19 protein-coding genes are annotated in these 22,942 nt (G+C 34.1%); all 19 read left to right on the top strand.

Features of this window, described 5'->3' with window-relative positions; all coding sequences use genetic code 11:
* Positions 1 to 74 precede the first annotated feature (74 nt).
* Positions 75 to 2,231, top strand: a complete 2,157-nt coding sequence (locus BN990_RS19940) for a hypothetical protein (protein ID WP_038246702.1) — start codon at positions 75 to 77, stop codon at positions 2,229 to 2,231.
* Positions 2,231 to 3,682, top strand: coding sequence for a hypothetical protein (locus tag BN990_RS21665; protein WP_051739349.1), 1,452 nt, complete (start codon positions 2,231 to 2,233; stop codon positions 3,680 to 3,682). Before BN990_RS19940 ends, BN990_RS21665 begins: the two co-directional genes overlap by 1 nt.
* A gap of 27 nt (positions 3,683 to 3,709) precedes the next feature.
* On the top strand, positions 3,710 to 4,924 hold the full coding sequence (locus BN990_RS19930) for a hypothetical protein (RefSeq protein WP_038246699.1): 1,215 nt from the start codon (positions 3,710 to 3,712) through the stop codon (positions 4,922 to 4,924).
* Positions 4,925 to 4,961: 37 nt separating this feature from the next.
* The gene (locus BN990_RS19925) at positions 4,962 to 6,044 is read left to right on the top strand and encodes a phage major capsid protein (protein ID WP_081856193.1); all 1,083 of its coding nucleotides are present in this window, start codon (positions 4,962 to 4,964) and stop codon (positions 6,042 to 6,044) included.
* A gap of 88 nt (positions 6,045 to 6,132) precedes the next feature.
* Entirely contained in the window at positions 6,133 to 6,675 is a 543-nt protein-coding gene (locus tag BN990_RS19920) for a hypothetical protein (RefSeq protein WP_038246697.1), read from the top strand.
* Between the two features lie 18 nt (positions 6,676 to 6,693).
* Positions 6,694 to 8,607 carry a hypothetical protein gene (locus BN990_RS19915; protein WP_038246694.1) on the top strand — a complete coding sequence of 638 codons (1,914 nt, stop codon included), beginning with the start codon at positions 6,694 to 6,696 and terminating at the stop codon, positions 8,605 to 8,607.
* 36 nt (positions 8,608 to 8,643) lie between these two features.
* Complete coding sequence (locus tag BN990_RS19910) at positions 8,644 to 10,746, top strand: hypothetical protein (protein WP_038246692.1); 2,103 nt, start codon at positions 8,644 to 8,646, stop codon at positions 10,744 to 10,746.
* A 24-nt stretch (positions 10,747 to 10,770) separates the two neighbouring features.
* Positions 10,771 to 12,537 (top strand): hypothetical protein, encoded by a 1,767-nt coding sequence (locus BN990_RS19905; RefSeq protein WP_038246689.1) that lies wholly within the window; start codon positions 10,771 to 10,773, stop codon positions 12,535 to 12,537.
* 15 nt (positions 12,538 to 12,552) lie between these two features.
* On the top strand, positions 12,553 to 13,062 hold the full coding sequence (locus BN990_RS19900) for a hypothetical protein (RefSeq protein ID WP_038246687.1): 510 nt from the start codon (positions 12,553 to 12,555) through the stop codon (positions 13,060 to 13,062).
* A gap of 14 nt (positions 13,063 to 13,076) precedes the next feature.
* Positions 13,077 to 13,382, top strand: a complete 306-nt coding sequence (locus tag BN990_RS19895; protein WP_038246682.1) for a hypothetical protein — start codon at positions 13,077 to 13,079, stop codon at positions 13,380 to 13,382.
* Positions 13,383 to 13,402: 20 nt separating this feature from the next.
* Positions 13,403 to 14,305, top strand: coding sequence for an Ig-like domain-containing domain (locus BN990_RS19890; protein WP_038246677.1), 903 nt, complete (start codon positions 13,403 to 13,405; stop codon positions 14,303 to 14,305).
* Positions 14,306 to 14,334: 29 nt separating this feature from the next.
* The gene (locus BN990_RS19885; protein WP_038246672.1) at positions 14,335 to 15,462 is read left to right on the top strand and encodes an Ig-like domain-containing domain; all 1,128 of its coding nucleotides are present in this window, start codon (positions 14,335 to 14,337) and stop codon (positions 15,460 to 15,462) included.
* A complete protein-coding gene (locus tag BN990_RS19880) occupies positions 15,462 to 15,944 on the top strand; it encodes a hypothetical protein (protein ID WP_038246670.1) in 483 nt (160 codons plus the stop codon). The genes BN990_RS19885 and BN990_RS19880 overlap by 1 nt, the downstream gene beginning before the upstream one ends.
* Complete coding sequence (locus tag BN990_RS19875) at positions 15,925 to 16,953, top strand: hypothetical protein (RefSeq protein ID WP_038246667.1); 1,029 nt, start codon at positions 15,925 to 15,927, stop codon at positions 16,951 to 16,953. The genes BN990_RS19880 and BN990_RS19875 overlap by 20 nt, the downstream gene beginning before the upstream one ends.
* Positions 16,954 to 16,961: 8 nt before the next feature.
* Positions 16,962 to 17,579, top strand: coding sequence for a hypothetical protein (locus BN990_RS19870; RefSeq protein WP_051739347.1), 618 nt, complete (start codon positions 16,962 to 16,964; stop codon positions 17,577 to 17,579).
* On the top strand, positions 17,579 to 20,422 hold the full coding sequence (locus BN990_RS19865) for a hypothetical protein (RefSeq protein ID WP_038246665.1): 2,844 nt from the start codon (positions 17,579 to 17,581) through the stop codon (positions 20,420 to 20,422). The genes BN990_RS19870 and BN990_RS19865 overlap by 1 nt, the downstream gene beginning before the upstream one ends.
* 69 nt (positions 20,423 to 20,491) lie before the next feature.
* A complete protein-coding gene (locus BN990_RS19860; RefSeq protein WP_038246663.1) occupies positions 20,492 to 21,205 on the top strand; it encodes a hypothetical protein in 714 nt (237 codons plus the stop codon).
* 63 nt (positions 21,206 to 21,268) lie between these two features.
* Entirely contained in the window at positions 21,269 to 22,135 is an 867-nt protein-coding gene (locus BN990_RS23025) for a hypothetical protein (protein ID WP_051739345.1), read from the top strand.
* Positions 22,136 to 22,148: 13 nt separating this feature from the next.
* Positions 22,149 to 22,925 carry a hypothetical protein gene (locus tag BN990_RS19850; protein WP_051739342.1) on the top strand — a complete coding sequence of 259 codons (777 nt, stop codon included), beginning with the start codon at positions 22,149 to 22,151 and terminating at the stop codon, positions 22,923 to 22,925.
* The last annotated feature ends 17 nt before the right edge of the window (positions 22,926 to 22,942 follow it).

Below are 22,942 nucleotides of genomic sequence, written 5' to 3'. Positions count from 1 at the left end.
ATTATTGAAGAATTAATAAAATAGGCTCTATAGCTTTATATAAGGAAATATAGGTTATTGAAGGAGGAGATAGATTGTCAAAATTATTTTATAACTTGTTCAATAACATTAGATTTAATAATGCGACATCTCCTTCAAGTTCTTCTGGTTCAAGGAGTTCGATTAATCGAGATCCTAAAACAGCCAAAGCGAAAAGGGTGGGTTATCAGATTAGTAATAGTTCTGGTGGCGGAGGTGGTAGGGATAACTTTGAAACACATGATGTTGACCTAACTACCATTGCTAATGCCATTAGAAAAGACGGGTATCTTACTCAAGGGGTTATGAAATATGAAGAGCTCATATTTAAATCCGGTTGGAACTTCAAATCAAAGAATGAACAGGCATTAGATTATCTCAAACTACGTCTTGAAATGATGGAAGTAGCTACTGGAACTCCTGTAGAAAGTTTATTCCATGGTATAGCTAGAGATATTGTCTGGTCATCCAATTGTTTTATCGCTAAGGCACGTGCAAAAAATGGTGCAGGTCTACCTCCTGGAGTTAGCCTAACTCCCGTGCCTCCATCAAAAGAGCCAGTAGTTGGTTACTTTATTCTCCCACCTCAAACAATCTCAATTGCAAGAGATGAGAATGGGACGGTAACAAAGTATCAACAAGAAGTTGAGGGCGGTGGAGATGCAATTGAATTTAATCCTGAGGATATCATTCATATTGCTACTAATGTACGTTCAGGATCTGCTTTCGGTGATCCTTGGCTAGCTCCAGTAATTGAGGATATACGACTTCTTCGAAAAGTAGAAGAGAATGCTTCTTTACTGTTGTATAAACACATTTTCCCTTTATTAAAATATAAAGTAGGCGAAAATAAAGATGGATTTGAAGCCACCGATGAAGAAATAGAACAGGTTCAAGCAACAGTTGACGGAATGACAGAGGACAGTATATTTGTCATACCTGAGCGTCATAATGTTGAAGCAGTTAATGTAGATGCCATTGACGGAAGGCCGTATCTAGATTATTTTGAAAATCGTGTATTTGCTGGAATGGGATTATCACAAGTTGATTTTGGTAGAGGTAACACGGCAAATCGCAACACTGCTGATGCTATGACTGGACAAAAAGCAGACCGAGTAAAGGGTTGGCAAAAAGTACTTCAGACAGCCATTGATAAATTTATTATTGATGAATTATTAATTGAGGGTGGATATGATCCTTTAGTCAATCCAGATTTTAACGTAGATTTCGTATTCAATGAAATTGAGCAAGAAAGATTGATTGCAAAAGAAAATCATGAAATTCACAAATTCCTTAGTGATATTCAGACTTGGGAAGAAACGAGAGCGAATATGGGACAGGAACCTACAGCTGATGAATCTCGTTTACGTTATCAAATGATAGGTGCTACCGATTCTGATCCAGCTGCAAATGCAACACAGAATAAAAATCAACCACAAAATCAACACGGAAAAAAGGATGGCCCTAAAAGAGCAACAGAGTTTACAAAAGATACAATGAATGGCATTACTAATGAATCAGAAACGAATTTTAAGCGTTCTTTGATTGATTCCTTATGGGAAACAGAAGAAACACTAAATCAGGCATTTAATCATATGAAGGCAAGTGTGCTGGAACAAATAGAAACAAAAATACAAAGGCTAACATTTCCCTTAGAGGAGTCTTCTAATTTATTTTCATTTAATCGATTAGAGAGAGATCGTTTCCAAAATGAGTTTCAAAAACAAACCATTTATTTATTTAATAAAGGCGTAGATGAAGCACATTCCAAGATTAAAGGTGTCGGAAAAATTAATGAGTCTTTAGCTCATAATACAATTAAAACCGAAATAGAGGAACAGCTAGATAGAATAGAAACACGCATTTCATCAATAACTCAATCTAATTTAGATAAATTTGAAAGTGAGAAAGATGTAATGTCTAGTGTTGCTTCAGCGTTTGAAGCTGTTCGTTCAAGTGTTAAAAGTAATGCTAAAACATTACTTGCAAAAAGCTACAATTATGGATATTCCTTAGTATTAATGCAAGAAGATGAAGAATACGCATCTGTTTACTATGAAGGTGATTGTAAGGCATGCCAAAGAAAGAATAAAGAACCTATTCCTTTGAAACAACTCTCATCTCTTGATGAAGTTGCTATATTTTATAAAATACCGCCTTGGCACCCTAATTGTGAGTGTGAGGTTACAAAATTTAAGGGAGGTGAGATGTGATGTTATATACAATTGAAGAACATCAAAACAAAAAATTAGTATCAAAAAACGCTTTAGAAGAAAACACGAAGTTAGTAGGTAAGATTCAACCTGACACAGTTAAAATGCTGAATGAGTCTGCAAAAGATAAAAAGAACCGAAAGCTTATTGTTAAGATGGAAGCTATTCATGTAGGGAAAACAAGAAATTCAACGTACTACACAGAAGAAGGCCTAAAAGGTGGTCTTAAATCTTGGACTCAACCCTATAATAAACCAGTATTAACACATCACAATCAATACAACGGTGAAGCAATAGGTAGAATCTTGAAAGCAGAATATGCAGAACAAACCTTATCAGGTAAGAGTGGACTTATGTTTACCGTAGAAATTACAGATCCAGATGCTGTTGAGAAAGTACTTGATGGTCGATATCAAACCGTTTCCATTGGTGCCTCCACCGATAAAGTAACTTGTAATATTTGTGGAACTGACCGCACACAAGAATATTGCGGGCATTTTCCAGGAGACACATATGACGAACAACAATGCCATTTTATTATCGGAAACACATTTGGTCGAGAAGTGAGTTATGTAAATACACCTGCCGACGAAAATGCAGGCAATCGCTCTGTAGAAGTAGTAGACGAATCAGGAAGTAATACCAATGAGCAAGTAAACATGGAAGTGATTCAAATGGCAGAAGGTTTATATCAAAACACTGAGAATCCAGAGGTTAATCTTTATGAACATCTCAATGAGGATGTAAAACAAATGGTGGATCTTCTAACGAATGTTAAAGAAGGGAGTGAAACTAATATGCTTGAGGATGAAGAAAACACCCTGCAGACCAGTAATACTAATGAAGATAACACTACAACAGAAAATAAATCAACTTCAGATGAAGATGTAACTAATGAATCTGAAGAGAACAATACACAACCATCTCAAAATACAAAAGATGTTGATGAAACAATAGAAACAGATGATAAATCATCAACTTCTGAAGATATTACTGAGAATAACAAGGAAGTTAATGAACTAGAAGAAGCGCAGATCAAAATAAATTCCTTACAAGAGAGCTTATCTAAGTTTGTCATGAAGAATCAAAAACTGGAGAGCAAACTTGAAACTGCTGAAGCTGAGGTGCAACGCTTGTTACAAGAAAAAGCAACATTGATTGAATCCAATCATAAAGCTTTAGCAGAAAAAGTAGTCGATCTAAAACTATCTCTACGCAAATCGGAAGTGATAGGGGTGGATCGTGAGGAAGCAGTTTCTGAACATGAGAAACGATCAGAGGATTCATTGAAAGATACATTAAATGATTTACTAAATGAATCTAAAAAAAGGGTTGAAAAAGATACTACTGTTACCAATCCTGGATCTGTAGTAAATGAACAAAATAAGAAAAATCCTATGACTTACGATGATAGTGTAAAGATATTCACCAAAATGTTCAAAGGTAAGTAATATTAATTCAATTAAGGAGTGAAGCAAATGGCTTTATTTAAAGGTGCAACCCCTGTTCTTGATACAAAAGATCAATATTTTCGTAGTAATACTAAATTGCAAGCAGGCACCCATGATTCACCTGGGGAAAAATTCTTAGTAGATCCACGCCTAAAAGGATTGTTTCGATATCACTTTGGTGGAGATGGATGGGTCGTAATTCCTAAGGGTCGTGCAGTTGCGATTTCAACTGATGATGGTGGAGAATTCAAAAATGGAACAATCAATGATTTTGATGCTAATGTGCAGCGACCAGTTCTTACTTTAGCTAATGGCGGTAAAGATGTACTTGAAGTTGGGAAAAGTGGACAAGATCATACCCGTACAGCAAACAAAGCGATTGGTGTTGCATATGGAAATCTCTATGAGGAATTTGTAGATGGATTTAATGGTATGCAGCCTACAGTAGAAAATGAAATTTATATTGAATTGCCTTACATTCCTTCGAGAGCTAATGCAGAAGAGATTGAATGGGGAAGTTTTTATGACAAAGACATCGATAAGCCGGTAAAACACGGTGACTATGTGATGTCAGATGAAAATGGACGATTAATTGTAGCTGATTTTGAGGCTCAACGTGATGTATTAAAAAGCACAGAAGCGACTGCGGATCAAAAATTTGCTGCAATTGCTGAGATTTCAAGACTTCAAGAGCAAGTGATTGGCCAAGTTTGGGCAGTTGAAACTAATCTTCCTCCTCAAGGATGGTTACAGTGGGTAGGATCAACAGATGAACAGCTTGCAGAAATAGATAGCTCTAGTGGTATGACAGCAGATGATATTCAAGACAATAAGTTCCCTGGATATCCTTATGAAAAAACATATCGTAACTTTGATGCAAAATCAAGTAAATATTATCCGCAAGGTATTCCTGGATTGACAAATGGTTCTAGAATTGAAGTTCCTTTCAAAGATGTTCTTTTAGGAAGTGTTAATCCTGGATCTAGCGGAAAACAATATTACCGCATTGAAAAAACTCCTCTTGTAGAGGGATCTGTTGAGATTAAAGTTGGCGGTCAAGTTGTAGAACCAGCCAACATTCACTATGAATCTGGTTTAGTTACACTCGAAGTTAATAATACCGGTAACTCTCCACAAGAAGTTACAGCAAGCTTTAAAGCTACTGGCCAACTTCCTGGTGTGCCTACTGGGTGGGATTGGAAAGGTTCTGTCGGTGCAGTCCGAATTTTACTTCAAAAGTAATGCACTAGCAAATGAAAGATATTAAGGAGGAACATGAATGTACAATACAGAAAACTTAGAGCTGAGCGAAGAGTCTAAAAATATCTTGGAACGCATGGAGACTCAACTTAACTTAGAAGAAGATTTAACACAGATTCCAAAAGAAAAACTTGTTACTGTTAAAGAAGCATTAAGTACACAAGATGCTAAGATTTTACTTCCACGAGTAGTAACTGGCATGATGCGAGAAGCTGCTGAACCAAACTATATTGGTTCAGACTTGCTTCAGAAAGTTCGATTAACTGAGGGACGTTCTATTGAGTTTCCTTCCATTGGAGCTATGAGAGCACATGATATTGGTGAGTCTCAAAGTTACCTAGAAGAATCTCCAGATTTCCAACTACACCGTACACAAGAGGTTAAAGTTGGTAAATCAGGTATGGTTGTTCGTGTAACTGATGAAATGATTAGTGATTCGCAATGGGATGTTATTGGAATTTTGTTACGTCAAGCTGGATCAGCTATGTCTCGTTTGAAAGAAGAGAAGATCTTCAGACAATTTTCAGCACATGGACATACTGTATTTAATAACGATATCCGCCAGGATTATAAAGAAGCAGGTACAAGTGGACTAGACTTTGAAGGAAACCCTAATAATACATTATCTACAGAAGATTTAATTGATATGTTTATTGCTGTCATGGCTAATGGATACAATCCAACGGATATTATTATGCATCCATTAACGTGGTCTGTATTCTTCAAAAATGATATTATGAACAGTCTTACACATGCTGCATTAGGTGGTTCTCAAGTAACTAACCTTGCAATTAAACCAGATCAAGTACAAGGTCGTATACCATTTGCAATTAATCTAAACTTTACACCGTTTGCTCCATTTAATCATGAACAGAAGAAGTTCGATATGTATGTGGTGGATCGTAACAATATCGGAATCTTACTTGAAAAAGACCCGTTATCGACAGAACAATTCGATGATCCAATGCGTGATATTCAAACCATTAAAGTTAAAGAACGTTATGGTGTTGGTGTCCTAAATGAAGGTAAAGCAGTAGCAGCTGCAAGAAACATTAACTTTGAAAAATCATATCCAATTCCAGAAAGAGTTAAAGTAGTTTAATTAAAAATATATAGAAACCACAAACACCCGAAGGGCGAGCGATAAGAGGTTGCTCGTCCTTTTAATTTAAAGGAGGATATTACAAAACATGAAATATCTAAAAGTTGGTTTAGCACGAAATAAGAGTGGGTTTTATGATGAAAAAACAAACACATATATTACTCTAGATAATCCTGTACAAAAAATATTCTATAACGACTCAACAGATTTAACAGGTATTTGTAATGCTTGCTGCGCACATGTTCCCGCATTGATTTTGTATGAAGGTAAATTTCCAGATGCCACTTTAAATAAATGGATGTCCAAGTATGATATCTTACGTAGAAAAGCACAAGAACGAATTGACTCTGTGCAAAATAATAGTGTAGCAATTCCAGAAGTACCTCAGGAGCCAGATCCGGAGCCAGATCCGGAACCAGATCCGGAACCAGGAACAGGTGAAGGTAGCGGAGAACCAGGTGCTCAACAGGTAGAAGCAACTGCATTAGATGTAGAAGAAAATAATGAGATCGTAGTAGAAGACACTAATCAGGAAAAAGAGGAAGAAAAGAAAACAGAAGAAAAACAAGCTCCAAAGAAAAATACGAAAAAGCAAACCAAAAAGAAAAGTGAATCTAAAGAATCTAAGTAATGAACAGAGGTGAGCAAGGTGAGAAATCAACCTGTAAAGGACTCACATATTGATCGATTATTTAAAACGTTCACTTTTCAACCTGAGTTCAACAATCAATATCTCCGTCTTAAGGCTATCGATTTAAATAATCAAGAACTTTTTACACTACACAGGAAGATTATAGATACAGGCATTTCAGAAGAAAATTATAACCCAAACAAGGATATATTCCGCCTTCGCTCCAAATTATCAATGGCCACACATGGAGTGAAGGAATCCCATTGGGTTACTCATAAACATTTTAATGAAGTTGATGCTAACGACTTTAATCATTTTCGTATTAGAGGAGTATCTAATACGAAAGTAAGCGATTGGGTCTATTCAAACATTAAAGGAATCGATAATGAAACGATACTATTTGAGTTACTTCATGACATCATTGATGTGCTTTTAACAGCAAATGATTCAAATTTAGAGTATACGATTAATTCAACAGTTGAAGATGCTATTCAAGTATTATTTAAAGATAAAACTCCTTTATTAAATAGGAATTATGATAAAAAGTATAATAAATCAACAGTAATTGAAGAGGTCAACTCTCTTATATCATCTTCGATTAAAAAAGGTTTACATGAGGATTTAATTGGTTCGGTTAATTACTTTGCTGAATTAGTTAGAAGTTACAAATTATTAGATCGTTTTAATGAGGACCAAGAGGATTTCGTTGCTATCCTTTTAGAGTCTTTCCTGGATGATCAGTTAGATCGCATTATTCAGGAGACGGAATATGAAGCAATCTTGAGAAATGAAGAAGAAATAACTATTCTTTTACAAGGCATATATGAACTAGAGATAAAAAACGCTATAATTACCAGCTTATATAACTCTGAGCTTAATGATAGCTTTGTGTCTTGTATAAATGATGCTGTAAAATTAATATCAGAGCCTATCGTCTATGAGGAAATTGTATACAAAAAAAATGAGCAATTCTATAACTTGTTTAAAAGCGTTTTGAGTGACATTTACTTACCGTTCTTGATTGTTGATCAGCAGGAACTTCAGTTAAATCATGAGATGCATGATATAAACAATGTAGATACTGTAGAACAAATAGGCCAATACGAACTTATAAAAGAAAAAGAGAATGAAAGGCACATTTTAATAAAAGATATTATTGATTTACTCTTAGATGACTGTAAAAAAAGAGATGTTGAATACCATGTCGATTTTTCTGATTTGATCCTTACGCCATTAATTGAAAGTAAAATCGGGCTATGGATAGATTATGCTCCGACTGAATTTATTGAAGTCCTTTCTAATATTCACGAGAATTTAACAATTAAAAGAAAAAAACTCAATACGGCTGTACAATTGGATAAAGAAACAACGACCTATGAAGTTACTGTATTAGAGCACAATAACGTTTGCAACAGTTTAGAGAGTTCATATATTAGTTCTTTCAAAGATAGATCTTCAATTATTTCTACCAATAATTATAAACAATATCAAGAATCTTTTCTTTTAGAAGTGATTGATTCAATTTTAGTGTCTTCAATAACAAATAAGAATAATGAAGTAGAAATCAAGGAACTTCAATTGGAAGAAAATTTAGATATAGAATCATCTAGATATGATTTTATAAGAAAAGCATTACAAAAGATTATGCTATATGATCATAGCACTTTAGATATAACTGTAGATTATTCTAAACTTAATCATTCTATGCTGTTATCCGTTGATGGAGATTTTATAAATACTTATAAAACAAATATTTATGATCAAAGTATTAGAAAGATAAAAGATCATTTAGAGTCTGAAGTGCTGCCAATGCCATATGATATATACACGCTGACTGAAGAAGAGTCCGTAGTTTATTTTCTAGGTGATTTAAATGGAGATATAACATTAGGAGATTTTATATTAGGAACAAATACCCTAAAAGGGCAATAAACATGATTCCTTTAAAAATAATGCGAGGTGTTGGTTTTGAATTTTGAACGTATTAAAAAATTAATTGCATCTTTACCCGATGGTCCTAAGAAAAATAGTGTTGTAAATAAGTTAAATCTTCTTCAAAAAAGAACTAACAACAAAGGCCGTGAAGGTTTACATGATGAATTTTCAATGAAACCTAAAGGTCATATTCAAATAGAAGAAATTAACTCAAATGGAGAGGTTGTAGGAGTCCTTGCCGATCAGCCTAACTTGGTGGTGGATGGTGCAGAAGAAATTTTACTTCGTGCATTTAGCGGAGATCCATCACGAGTTTTATATAAGAATAGAACTCTTAGGTCAGATTCAAGCAAGGTGTATCATTTGTCGGTTGATAAAATAACTGAAGTTGAAAATGATACAAATATTATTGTAAGTCACCCTAACGATATATGGAATGTAGTTGATGATGAAGAATTTAATATTGAATATTCATATTATCCAAATACATTGTATTTGAAAGAGGAGCCATCAGTAGAACCGAACCAAAAGGCTTTTAGTTTGCACTCTGCTGCTAATGCATCAACTGCACCATTATCTGCAGAAATCTACTCTACTTTTTCAAACTTGTTTATCGGTTTAGGTGATGGTGTAAATTATGATGTATCACTAGCAGACGAAAGGTTAACTTATACTGGTTCATTCACTGGTGATGAGATAAAACAAACTACTCAGGTTAACGATGAGATTACATTTACTCAGAAAATAAGCAATTTCGAATTATTGTATCAAACGAGCAATAATGGAGGACAAATTGGTGTTTTTATAAATGATGTATTAGAGACAACGATAGAGACATTAGACACTGATTTAGCGGATGGAGAAGTATCTGAAAATCATCTCTTGATCGAAAATTTAAATCAGGAAGAGCAGTCAAACGTGAGTATTAAATTCACTGGTGCAGATGCAACTGTAACAAATCCTGTTGTTTCGATTAACGGATTAAAATGGGATGCATTTAGTAAAGATATGAATGGTCTGATTCATGAATTTGAAAACTTCACTAATAAATTTATAACGCCAACTGCTTATAACACAACTTCAGTTGCCCCTTATACTATTCAATTGGAACATGCTCCTGTTAAACCAGGTTCAGTTGCAATCTCTTATAATAGTGTAAAACTAGAAAAAGTGGAGACATTAGATGAAGTTGCCGAAGGTAAATATTACATGGACGAGCGTTATGGAAAAGCATATTTCAATCGAGCATTGACTGGGTTGATGGTATCATTCGAAACTACAGGTCAAATTATGCAAGATGAAAAAGTGTCTAACCTAATAACAAAAGATATTGAACTACAGGTTATAGGAGAGACACCATCTGGAGATTTAAATGGTTCCAATAGAAGATTTGATCTTTCGTTTGGAAGAATTGAAACAATTACTGTGAAAGTAGACGGAAATGTAATTAGCGAAGGAATCCGTAGTGATGAATATAAATTAAATTCATATGACGATTATGCTTACATTTATTTTGGATCTGCCCCAGCTGAGGGAAGTGTAATCACTGTAGATTATGACATTACAAAAACAGTGAATGTTCTAGAGACAGATTATACTATTAACCCTTCCAAAGAATTACTATTGTTAGATCAAAATAAATCTATTCTTAAATTTAAAGAAGACATACAAGAACTTCGAACTAATAACGTTTATGTATTAGATCCTGAGGACACATCAAATAAAACAGTATTAATAAGTCAGGAATTAATGAACAATGAAATCTTAACGAACTTGGAGTTATATTATTACTCTGATGAAAAGCCAGGAGTTCCCACAAATTATTCAAGACAAGTTGTATTAAAACCAAAAGATGTGAATGAGTATCCTTGGTACGCTTTAGATAAAGGTAGTGTTCAGTTTGTAGCTGAATTTGAAGAAAATGTTCCAAATAGTAGTGTAACTATTCGTGAAATGGGACTGTTTGATGGTCCTAGAATGGATGATCATATTAAGGGATTTACAGGTTATCCTGTTAAAGCATTTTCTCTAGTTCGAGTAGGAGAAGCACGAAAAGATCTTGCAACTGGTTTACGTGTTACTTGGACAATAACACTAACTAATGAGAACGGAGATCCATTTCAAGGTGGCAAATAATTAAAAAGGTTATGAGGTGTTCACATGCTAAATGATGTCAGTGCAATGAATCCCAAAGGAAATGTAAAACTTGAATTATATAATGAAGAAGGTATCTTTTTTACTAAAGAAAAAAAGAATTTGGTTGTTACGAGTGCTAATGAAATAGTTGCAAATATGATGTCAAACCCAGCTAAGACAAGTCGAGTTTTAGAAACTGAAAAAGGTGAAACAAATAGTATCTCAAACGAAGAAGGCTATTTTGTTTATAATATGAAGATACAACCTGAATCAATAAAAAGTGCCAGTCAAGACATATTATCAACGAATACGGAAAAAACATTTAATATAACTGATATGAAAGACGTTACAGAATTACTGTCAGTTCAAGTTGGAGATAATAGTTTAGTTATAAATGAGGATGTATTTATTAAAGACGCTGAAGTTGGGGTTATTGAGTTTAGAGAAGCTCCAAAAGCTGCTCTTACGGTAAAATATCAAGGACTCCAGGGTAAACAGAGTAAATTAATTGAAGGAACAGAAAGTGTCTCTATAAATGGAGAAAAATGGACTAGAGCAAATGTACCTAACGATACTAATAAACAATATGCAATAAACTATTCAACTGGAGAAATTAGCTTTCAAACATCTAAATCCAATGTAGAGGTTTCTTATAGCTACTTGAAGCAGTATGGTCTTGGATTTATGGGGCTAGGCGGTAAACCGGAGAGCCATCCTGAGCACCAGCCAGTTTCATTCTCTCAAATGGACAAGGCCTTAATTAGAATGGATAATGAGTTTGAAAATGCAAGAATGCCTGTATTATATCCTTCTGTTATTGAAGAAGGTAAGCCAGAATTGGAGGTATTGCCTACAATACCAATGGCCACTAAGAATATTACTGCTAATTTTGTATCTGGAGATAAGGATGGAGACACAAATATTGATGTTGTGTATCCATTGGATGTTAATGGAAAGAAACTCTTAGAAATCATATCAGCAAAAAAATTAGCTGGTGAAGGTGAAGAAGTAGATCAAGACCTTGTTGTAGGGGATGATATTGCAATCAAAGATGCCAATGCTGCAACAGTTGAATTTACTGAAATTCCTATGGATGGTAATGAATATCAGGTTGAAGTAAAAGTTCAAGATAATAACTTGCATCTTAATTATCAGTTGAGTACAGCTCCGATTGTTGAGTTAGTTCGAGTTGTTCATGAAGATGCTAATACAAATGAAGTGGTATCCTATAATATCCAAGATCGTGGTATGAGAATTGGATCTGGTGATGTTTGGATGATGAACGCAAATGCAGGAATTATGCAATTTAGTTCAAACCCAAGTAATGGTGTCCCAGTGCATACGCCAGGGCAATTAACAATTGAGTATAAAGTAAATTCTGGTACCGTAGTAAAATTTATAGCTGACTTTCCAAAAGGAGTTCCAGGAGCTGTAAGAACAGAAAAAACAGAAACGTTCACATCTTCTGGTGAATCAACTTTTATTTTGAGTAATGCTATTTCAAAAACGAAAGAAGGATCATTTGAGGTTAGTTCAGTAACTAGAAACGGAAATGCTGAAATATTTAATGTACAAGCAGACGGAAAAAGAGTCGATGTAGATAGTGTTGTAAGTGGCGATAATGTTGTAATCACTTACTTCTTTAACAAAGAAGCTCATGAAATATACCAAGTAGCCATGTTTGATGAGAAAGAGGCTTCAACTAGTAAAATGTTTAACATATCAGGTATAGGTCCTGTTACAAAAGATGCAAATACTGGTATGCGAATTACTTGGTCGGTCACATTCTAAAAGGGGGTTACTATTATGGATGTACCAAAACATATGGAACGCATTACTTTTTTAGATGGGCAAATACTTCATGATTTTCATTTAAATAATATGCAACGAAACATTGCTGAGTTTGTAAAAACAAAAACAACTAAAGAGAGATACGACATGCTTATGCTTGTATCTCCCTACAATTATTATTTTGCAGAACCTTTCATTAACAATAACCATAGAGATTCTTCGAGTACAGCAGAATTAAACTCATTAAGATTTTCAATCAATCAAGATCAATGGATAACGAATTTTATGGAGCTTCCAGTTGCTACAGAAGAATTTTATATCTTGTCTGAATATGAAAATAATCCTGATAGCAATAGTTATGTTGATTTTTATTATAGAACAAGTCCTACAAATAGTTGGATAAAAATAGATGTAGATGCACCAGTTTATATGCCTTTAACAAAATATTTTCAGCTACAAGTAGATTGTCGATATTCAGGAACTACTCGGCCAGAAGTTTATGATTTTGCTGTTCTGTTCAAATAAAGGGGGAGTACTATATGGCCATCGTTCGATCTTATCCTGGTTATCCTGCATTTAGAAAGAAGTTAGGTGTAATGCCTGACTTCTCTGGTGCTAAGTTTTCTTACGATGAAACACCAGCAGGAGAATTAAATGGAACTAATAAAGTCTTCACACTGCTACATCAACCATTACCTGAAAGCTTACAGATATTTAAAGATGGCATGTTCATGCGTAAAAATATAGACTATACGCTTAACATCTCTAACAAAAACATTATATTTTCGTCTGAGCAAATTCCACAAGAAAAATCTGTTATAAGTGCTAATTATAAGCATTATTGAGCAAAGGAGGAGGTGGAAAAATGAATTTTGTTAGTAGGACGTTTCCATATCATTTATCCGATAATGTTTCATTGGATCAACAGATTGATATCTTCTTCTTTTTAGATATAAACAAAAAGAGACTAACATCTGAAAAGATTATTCTTTTTAATTCCACAGAAGAGGTTAGTGAAGGTATTGAATTTAAATATAATAACAAACGTTTAACCATCAAACCATTACAAAATATGAAACCAAATTCCCATTATCAAGTTCAATTATTAGGTGGTACCAATGGAATTGAGGATATTACTGGAATTAAGTTAGCAGAAACGTATATTTGTGAATTTTATACTAATCAGACTGAAAAGATTAATCCACCGATATTAACGGCACCAAGTGATTTAGTAGAAATCAGTGATGATATAACTTTTAATTGGAAACCTTCAATAGATGCTGCTTATTATGAATTAGAAATATCTAATACAACCAACTTTCAAAACTTAATTTGGCCAAATTCTACTACTCCAATATATGAAACGAGTGTTACTCCTCATATAAATTATAATAAAGGAAGATACTATGCACGTATTAGATCAGTAGATGCAGATGGTAGAAAAAGTCATTATAGCCCTACTATACGATACTATTATAATGGTCAAAAACAAGTAACAGAAAAGATAACTAAAGATAATCAAGGTGTTAAATTAAGCACGAAAAGTAAATTGGTAAGTAAATCTTCCGCTATAGAAGCACTTCAACAACATTTTGCATTCGAAACTAAAAATGCTTCAATCGATAATCTTGAAATAATAAACAGTACACCAGCGAATGACTCAAGGAACATTCAAGAAATAGAAGATATTATAGTTGAATTTAATCAGTCAATCGACCCAAATACAGTTTCTTCAAAAAGTATTTATGTCATCGAAGAAAAAAATTAAATGGAATGAATTTAAGGTAGGTGATGGTGTTGAAGAATATTGGTGAAATAGCGAGCAATTCCACAATATTATTAGAAATAGTAACAAAAGATACAGGAGATAATGTGCTGAGTGTAGATCAACCAGTTACAGCTATCATACAGCGTGGAATCGGAGATAGCGCAGTAGTAGTTGATAGTGTTACACTTAATACATTGAATAATGGATATTCGTATCAATATGAGTATAAGTTGAATGGCCTTTCAGAAGATGTGTATTTCATTATTTATAAAGTATTGGTAAATGGAAATTCTTATGAAGAAACAGAAATGTTTTCAGTTAAAAACAATATTATTGTAAATACATTTGAATCTAGTGCTAATATGGAAAGTTCTGAAACGGATCAAACGGAGCCATATGCTAAAAACACAAAATATGTATTGCCTTTCGATTTCCAAATATCAACAACATTAAAGGTAGAAGAAAATAAAGTACACATAACTTTAGACGAGGGATTAAAACCAAATCACACATATATCATTTATGTTACAAATCAAATTCAATCGGTAAATACTGGCGAAAAGCTAGGAGGTAATTACGCTTTAAATTTTAGCTCCTCTTATTCACCATTATATGCAAGTCCATTAGAAGTAAAATCGATATTAAAAGATATATTTTTTTACTTCAAAATGGAAGACATTTATATAGCATTACGCAATGCTGGACAGAAAGTTCATCAACTCTTACGTATGACAGCCAGTGCAAATCTTACAGGTTTTCAACTATTAACTGAAAGAGATAACACTTTTTTTCCTGCTTCTAAATATTCAGTTTACCAGGCTGCAAATCAACTTCTAAATCAATTGATTATTAAAATGATTTATACAAGAGAAGAAGATGATGATAGTACAACTATTACCTCAGTCGAGGGTTCTAATGACAGTTTTGTATTAGGTGATTTTGAGGTAACGAAGAAAAGCACAGAATCAACTGGCTCTTCAAGTGGTAGTGATGAACCTCCAGAAGTAATTGTGTTACAACGATTAATAAAAGAGAATGAGCAAGAATTAAAATTCTGGAAAGATGCTTTGATGGGTCGTAATGCAAGAGGCTATAGTAACCCTATTTCTGCAACTAGCAGAGGAGGCGTACAAGCTCCTGAAAGTAGGGACATCTAATGGATATTCGTAAAGATTTAAGGAATGTATTAGATAAATATGGATATGATGCTATCTATATTCGCAGAGACAAACGATTTCGCTGCGAATGTTACTCTGAACGAAGTGGAGGGCAATCCAGAACTGATTGTCCGAATTGCTTTGGAACGGGGTTTGTAACAAACATTGAAAAAGTTAGAACAAGGCGGACAATATCATCGGTTCCGGAATCTCTGGTAAGAGCTAGAAAGAATTTTGAGATTGGCAACCTATCTGCAAAAGCTTATGTTTATTATTTAGAACATGATATCAATCCAAAAGAAGGCGATCTCCTAATAGAAGCTGAATGGAAAAATGGTGTACCTTTATCCATACTAGAGAAAAACGTAATTAGCATAGCGGACCCGCAAAGAGGAAACAAAGGAAGAACAGAGTTCTATCAAATATATTCATATTTTGAACCTGTTAGAGAGAGTGATCAAAATGCTATCTCCTACAATTGAGTATAATCGATTACCATTAATTGATAATTATCATGGGATAGATGTTGGTAAACGATTAATTATAGCTGCAGAATCATATGAAGGACCATTATATGAACCTACCTTGATATATAATTTAAAATTAGCCGAGAGTATATTCCGTTCTGGTCCTTTAATAGAGCGATATAAAGATGCAATGAAAGTAGATGATTCTATTGCAGTTATCTTTGTGAGAATGCGTGATAATGATTATTCAACAGTTTATAGATGTTTGCAGTCGTATTCCTTTGATCTTATTTATCTAGACGAATTTAATTATAAAGATCAATCGGAAATTGACGCCTTTATCGAATTTGCGACTGATAAAGAATTGCAGGGTGATTTAATCCATGGATTCTTAGATATAGACACTGCCGAAGATATTCAATTTTTGAGAGAAGTAATCCAACACCTTACTTTCGAGGATATAACTGACATACATGAAATGGGGAAATATATTTCGTTAGTTTCTGATCAGGCTTTAAATCATTCGTCAGCAGTAATTTACGCAGCTTTGATTGTGTCAATTGAACCAGGTGTAAGCCCGGTGAATAAAACCTTAAATATTAAACTAGAAAAAGTTTGGAATAAGGAAGAGTTGATTTTATTTCAGAATATTGGTGTAGTTACATTTCGAGAAAGTATAAAGAACGGTATCATTTGCTCCAATGCAACATGTGCTGTTAGTACTTCTGGAAGTGTTCATAAGCATATATCAAATTTTAGGATCGTTCAATATTTAATACAGGAGTTAAGTAATACCTTTCAATATTTTATTGGAAACATACAATCTGAATCCCAAATTAGAAAGATACAAGAAATAATTGAGGCTAAGATTGAAGAATATATAACTCTTGGAAGGCTTAAGAACGGTGAGTATGCCATCATGGAAAATGGATTTGAGGGAAGAATTTATATCAATTTGGATGTCGTACCGATTTTTTCTGTAAATCGAATTACTGCACACTCACAAATAAGAGTTATGAGGTAGGTGGTATTTTGGAATATTCTAGTTTTAGCAATAAGTCAGATCCTTATGAATCGGATCGATTAAGATCAGAAAGTGGCATTAACTTTCTTGGATTTATTGATGTGTTAAAAAAGCTTTGGGAAGCTGCTGGCAAGGACAGCGTAATTAAGCGCAACTTTGTGAAAGATGACGCAGAGAACAGTCGAAGTATTATTACTTATAGAACTAAAGAGAGAATGCCTCTCGAAGAATTTAAAGAAAAGTTTGGACCAAGGCACAGGTCATTGACTAGACATGATTTACGCTCTAATGAATTTATAGAAACTAAGGGACAAGTACAGAGAGTGATGGTAGGTTTTGATATTTACTCTAAGAGTGATGAAGAAGCAGATCGTATAATGGAAGAATTTGAATCCTTTATTCTTCAATATAGTAGTTTCTTTAAGAAGAAAGGAATTCAGCAAATATTCTTTTTTAAACAAGAAGAAGATGAGAATTATACAGAATTTAATGCTTCTTATGCTAAACGACCATTAATTTATGAAATGCATTTCGAGAATATTACTTATCATTTCCTAAATCAAATTGAACAACTAGCTATTCAAGCTGGTATATATAACAATGAAAATAATGAGGAGGAATCCTAATGCCAAGCCAATTTGACAAGTATGAAAATTTGCCTGGAGTTAAAGTTGAATATGAAAACGGAAACTTATACTCTGGTCAGCAAAATATTAATGCAAGTACTAAATCATTGCTGATTTTAGGTACTGCTATTGATGGGCCAGTTGGTGAGCCTGTATCTGTGCAAGCTATTGGTGGTCCGAAAGCCGCTGAAAGATTATTTGGTGGGATGCAAAAGAAAGAAGAAATTGAAACTGGCGATTTAAATCCTAACACTGGTGAGAAAATCACTAAAACTGTAAAGGTTCCTCATCAAGGAAACTTAATTCGTTCAATGTATGAAGCTCTAGCAGCAGGTAATGAGGATGTTCGTTTAATGCGAATTAGTGGCAGCCGAGCAAAAACTGAATTATCCGTGCAAGATATTGAGCGAGCATTAGAACAAGTACTTGGCGTTAGTGCAGGTAATATTGCCTTTTCAAAAGCAATTGAAGTAGAGGATGCTGGAAGATTATCCAGTACTCCAGTTTCTTATATTAGAGAGAAAAAGCAAGATGGAACACTTGTTAAAGAATACACTGGAGCAACTGCTATTGGAAATACAGTCTTAAATGTTGATGACACAATCGGTGAAGAAACTATATTTTTTAAACCAAATGTATTTCGACCTGGACATAAAATAGAAGTTGCGTTCAATTTTAATAAGAGAACCTATTATGAAGTATTACGTTCAGATCCAAGTGGTTCATTGACTCAAGATCCTACAAAAACGAATTACTTCTCAAGTCAACATCGATTCTTTTCAGATGATGTAGCAGCAGGACATACAATTAATGTGTATGTTAATGGAGTAGGTGTTCCTCAGTTGAATTCTAAAGGTGAATGGTTGTGGAGACCAGGTAGGGAAGATGACTCCATAGTTGATCCATTAAAGGATGAGTACACTTCTCTAGAATATGAACAGGGTGGTATTCGGTTTACTGACGCTTATCAAACAGAAGTAGAAAATGGTACTTATGATCCTCTTAACTCTTCAGCTGAAGTATCAGCAGATTATTTCTACTATGATGAGGCAGCAATAACTGCAACAAATGAACATACAGTACCAGGTGAAGATAAAACTTATGTTTTAAATTATTTGCCTAAACAAGAGGATTTTAAAGTATTTTATGAGATTGGAGACAACCAATACGAATTAACTCCAAAATCTACTGAAAACCCTAATGGGGATTTTTCAATGGTTTACCCAGAATCTCCTTCAGATAAAGCGAAAGTAGTCATTACTGCTGGTGCAGTTCCTGTAGGAATTAAATTAAAATCTTCTTATAAAACGACAGAATCAACGGATGTTAATCCTAAATTGGTAGTTGAAGGTTTGTATGCAGGTGAAACATATGGTGGTCTTAAAGACATTCTAGATCCAGACTCATTGCAAGGCGTTTCAATTGATATCCGTAGTGATGTAACAGCCAATGATCCATCAGGTAATGAAAAGATCATTTATATTATAAAACCAACTGATAAACGTTTGTCTATAAGAGATGAAGTTCTTGAATATAGAACCAGAGACTTGAAGGGTATTCGTACAATTAATGAATTTGCTAATTATGTAAACAATGATGCGAATAATAATATTGTTCGGTTAAGTGTACCTGAAGGAGGAAGTGCTTCTGTTAAAGGTTTAGTTCCAACAGATGGGCAAGTATTCCTTGGCCAGAAGTTTAATGAAGTAACTGAAGAGTATGACTTACACATTGATGAGAATAAACTTCCTGATGATCCTGCAAGATATCTATGGTTGGGCTCTAATGGATTCTTTAATGTAGATGATTTGAAGAGCATGAAAGAATTGTATGATGTTTTAGGTGGAATTTATGAGATTGTACCAGGAACTCTGGATGAAGTAAAGCTAGTGGTTCAAGGCATATATAGTAAGCTTGAAAACTATCCTGTAGATTCCATTGTTTTAGTAGAGGCGAATGCAGATACTCTAATTGGCCGTGAAACTTACGAGCCAAACGGATCTATTATTATGGTAGAAGATCCAGATAAAAACTTTGCAACTCAATTAGCTCAACACTGTGCTGTTGCAACAGCAAAAGTTTGGGAAACAATTGGTTTTATTGGAATGACTCCTGTGAAAAATGCTAGTTTACTAGGGATTCAAGACCATATAGACCAGCTAATGGCTTCTGATATAAATAATCACTTCATGTACAACGAAGGAACACATGATGTTGTCTTGAATGAAGAAAATGAACCTATTGATATCGGTCATTACGTTAACGTAGTGTTTGGTCCTGAAGTTGGTTTGGTAAATGAGAAACTAGGAAGTTATGTAGCAAGTGGAGCAGTGATTTATGCAGCCTTGAACTCATTGCTAAATCCAGAAGTGTCTACCACAAATAAAGAGATCTCTATTCAAGGAATGCGTTACAACCTCTCAGAAGCGCAGCATAATCAACTTGCCGGTGCTAGATTTGTAACATTTGAAGAAAGAGTCACACCTAATGGATCTAGACAATTTAAAGTAAAAGACGGTGTAACTGCAGGACAGCCGAATTCTGATTATGAAAGACTTTCAACAGTAAACATTACACATGCAACTGTTCAGTTAATTAGAACGAAGTCAGAACCGTTTATTGGACTTCCGAATGGATTAGCACAGCGAAATTCTCTTGCAACAGAAATTCAAGCTGGTTTAGATACTCTAAAAGAAAGAGGAGTATTACAAGACTTTAAATTCTCTATCTATACTAGCTCAAGAGAAAAAGTACTTGGTAATGCATTTATAACATTAGAATTAGTTCCTGAATTTGAAACTAGACGAATCCACACTTCTGTAGCATTACGCCAAAGCTTGTAAACAGCTAGGAGGAGGGATATCCCTCCCCTATTTATATGATTTTTAATCCAATTGAGGAGTGAAGTGGAAATGAATACTGAAGAATATACTAAAACATTTAGTTCCTACAGTGGAGCAGATATTGCAGCTACTTTCAATGGACGTGTAATTGGAGAACTTCAAGCACTTAATTACAGTATTTCTAGAGAAGTTGCTCCAATATATACAATGAGTAGCGCAGACCCTCGATCTTTCTCGAGAGGTAAACGAGGAATTTCTGGATCATTAGTATTTGTAACATTTGACCGAGATGCCTTATTAGAAGAAATGCGAAAAGACTATGGTGGAAATGCACCAGCACTTATGAAGTACCAAACATTTCGTGCAAATGCTGGCAGTATTCAAGATCAAATTCTAAGTGGCTTGAAATCAAGAAGTGCTGATGGTGCAGATACCTATGGAATTACAACTTGGGATGAACAAATGACAAACTTAGGTTATGGTTCAGCTGGAGATTTTAATCCAGATAATTTAACAGGATTTTATGAACCTGAATATGCAGATCAGTTAATGCCTTTCAATATTACAATTACAATGGCAAACGAATTTGGTAATAGATCAGGAATGGAAATTCATGGGATTCAGTTATTAAATGAAGGGTCTGGGTTCTCCATTGATGATGTCGTAACAGCAAAAGCTTATTCCTTTGTTGCTCGGAAGATTAAAGGAATTAAAAGAAAAGATAACTTAAGATATGAAGGGCGCTCAAGTGCTCGAACATCTGGTGGAGATCTTTTAGCATAAAAGAATAAAACAGAAGAGGAACAGCATAATCAGCTGTTCCTTTTTTTAAAAGGGGTATTGCAAATGGAGCTACTTATCCAAGCTATGTTAAAACTGATAAAAGAAAATAGCATATATATAGAAAGTGGTATAGCTAAACATCAACTAGAACTTAGATTAAACTACATCCTTCGAGAGATGAAGAAACAAGGTTGGAAGTGGACGATATCAGAAGTATTTGCTTCTATAAGTTATACAATGGGAAAAGCAAGGTCTTATAAAGTATTAAATTACCTTCAGAATAACTATGGAAATGAAATGACAGATAATGAGTCTTTTGAGTATGGTAGACAATTAGACAATTTAAAAAATGAATTAGATAAAGATGGAATTATAATTGATGATAGTCCGCTTCATCAAAATAATAATAAGGGAACGGTAGAAAGCAAGTTTCCATCTAATTCAAATAATCAAAGAAGCCAATTTCAAGATAATTATTCAAACAATAGTTACTCTGGTTCTGACATGGTAGCTAGCATAACAATACCAGGAAGAAGTCCAGTTGTATTTGGAGAGTTGTCTAATGTTTCATATTCTATTTTAAGAGAAAAGGTACCAGTTAGAGGTTTAGGTAGAGTCACTTCTAAAGGATACACAAGAGGAATGCGTACAATTACTGGAATCCTAACATTTGTTGTATTTGATCAAAGTGCAGTTTATCGATGTATAGAGGAGCTAAAAGAACAAGGACACAAAATGCTTATGGATGAAATGCCATTATTCGATATTAATTTAACCATGGCAAATGAATTCGGAAGTAGATCTACACTAACTATTTATGGTGTTAGTACATATACCGAAGGAATGGTTATGAGTATAAATGATATGATGACACAAAATGTATATGAATTCTATGCATTGGATATTGATCCAATGACAAAACAAATATAGAGGAGTCTAAATTATGATTATTCAAGGAAGCGGGTTGAGTAAAAGAACTTTAATGCCACAGCGTGATAATTACAACAGAAAGGACACTAGAGTTGAATATCAACTATATAGTCAAGAATATTTTTCCGGAGCAGATATGCACATTTATTTCGGAGATATATGGGTAGACGAAATAACAAGCCTAGAGTTCTCTTTAAAAGAAGAAATTTTGCCTATCTATGGATATAATAGCTACACTTACGATGAAGTGGTAAGAGGGAGAAGACAGATTATGGGAGCTTTTAGCATGAACTTTAAATCTGTTAGCTATTTACAGCAAGTATTACAGCATGCAGAAGCTATTCAACATACATTAACTTCTGTGTCAAATTCTAAAGGAATTAATATAGAACATTATGAAAAATATAAACTAGATGAGATTCTTCGTCTATATGGAAAAGAAAGCTTTGAGCAAATTGCAGAAGAATATGAACGTGCAATTTGGGGAGAAGAAACAGAAGGTGAAGACCACCTATTGACAGATGCTTATGCGCCATATTTTCAACGAAATAATCCCTATGGATTTAATCTAAGAATTAACTATGGAGCAGTTGAAGAGTCTTATAGAAATAATCAATTTTATTCTTCTAAAGATCAATCAATAAAGCCTAATTTAACAGTTGAAACTGTCAATGGGGTTCAGATAACTGGAGTGCAAAAGAGAGTAGCTACAGCAGATCAAGGTGCTCCTATTCAAGAAGTTTATTCTTTTATGGCACAGGACTTAAATGGGTCTTCCAATACACTTTAAAAACTAATATAATAGTA

This window comes from Virgibacillus salexigens (genome assembly GCF_000723585.1).
Classification (GTDB): Bacteria; Bacillota; Bacilli; order Bacillales; family Amphibacillaceae; genus Virgibacillus; species Virgibacillus salexigens.
The sequence above is the reverse complement of the archived record's forward strand: the minus strand, read 5'-3'. Positions and strand labels throughout refer to the sequence as shown.

Bases quoted from the DNA above. Each gene is read 5' to 3' on its own strand.
- BN990_RS19905 (WP_038246689.1), top strand. From the start codon at position 10,771: ATGCTAAATGATGTCAGTGCAATGAATCCCAAAGGAAATGTAAAACTT.
- BN990_RS19925 (WP_081856193.1), top strand. From the start codon at position 4,962: ATGTACAATACAGAAAACTTAGAGCTGAGCGAAGAGTCTAAAAATATC.
- BN990_RS19880 (WP_038246670.1), top strand. From the start codon at position 15,462: ATGGATATTCGTAAAGATTTAAGGAATGTATTAGATAAATATGGATAT.
- BN990_RS19920 (WP_038246697.1), top strand. From the start codon at position 6,133: ATGAAATATCTAAAAGTTGGTTTAGCACGAAATAAGAGTGGGTTTTAT.
- BN990_RS21665 (WP_051739349.1), top strand. From the start codon at position 2,231: ATGTTATATACAATTGAAGAACATCAAAACAAAAAATTAGTATCAAAA.
- BN990_RS19860 (WP_038246663.1), top strand. From the start codon at position 20,492: ATGAATACTGAAGAATATACTAAAACATTTAGTTCCTACAGTGGAGCA.
- BN990_RS19850 (WP_051739342.1), top strand. From the start codon at position 22,149: ATGATTATTCAAGGAAGCGGGTTGAGTAAAAGAACTTTAATGCCACAG.
- BN990_RS19900 (WP_038246687.1), top strand. From the start codon at position 12,553: ATGGATGTACCAAAACATATGGAACGCATTACTTTTTTAGATGGGCAA.
- BN990_RS19875 (WP_038246667.1), top strand. From the start codon at position 15,925: ATGCTATCTCCTACAATTGAGTATAATCGATTACCATTAATTGATAAT.
- BN990_RS19930 (WP_038246699.1), top strand. From the start codon at position 3,710: ATGGCTTTATTTAAAGGTGCAACCCCTGTTCTTGATACAAAAGATCAA.
- BN990_RS19890 (WP_038246677.1), top strand. From the start codon at position 13,403: ATGAATTTTGTTAGTAGGACGTTTCCATATCATTTATCCGATAATGTT.
- BN990_RS19865 (WP_038246665.1), top strand. From the start codon at position 17,579: ATGCCAAGCCAATTTGACAAGTATGAAAATTTGCCTGGAGTTAAAGTT.
- BN990_RS23025 (WP_051739345.1), top strand. From the start codon at position 21,269: ATGGAGCTACTTATCCAAGCTATGTTAAAACTGATAAAAGAAAATAGC.
- BN990_RS19895 (WP_038246682.1), top strand. From the start codon at position 13,077: ATGGCCATCGTTCGATCTTATCCTGGTTATCCTGCATTTAGAAAGAAG.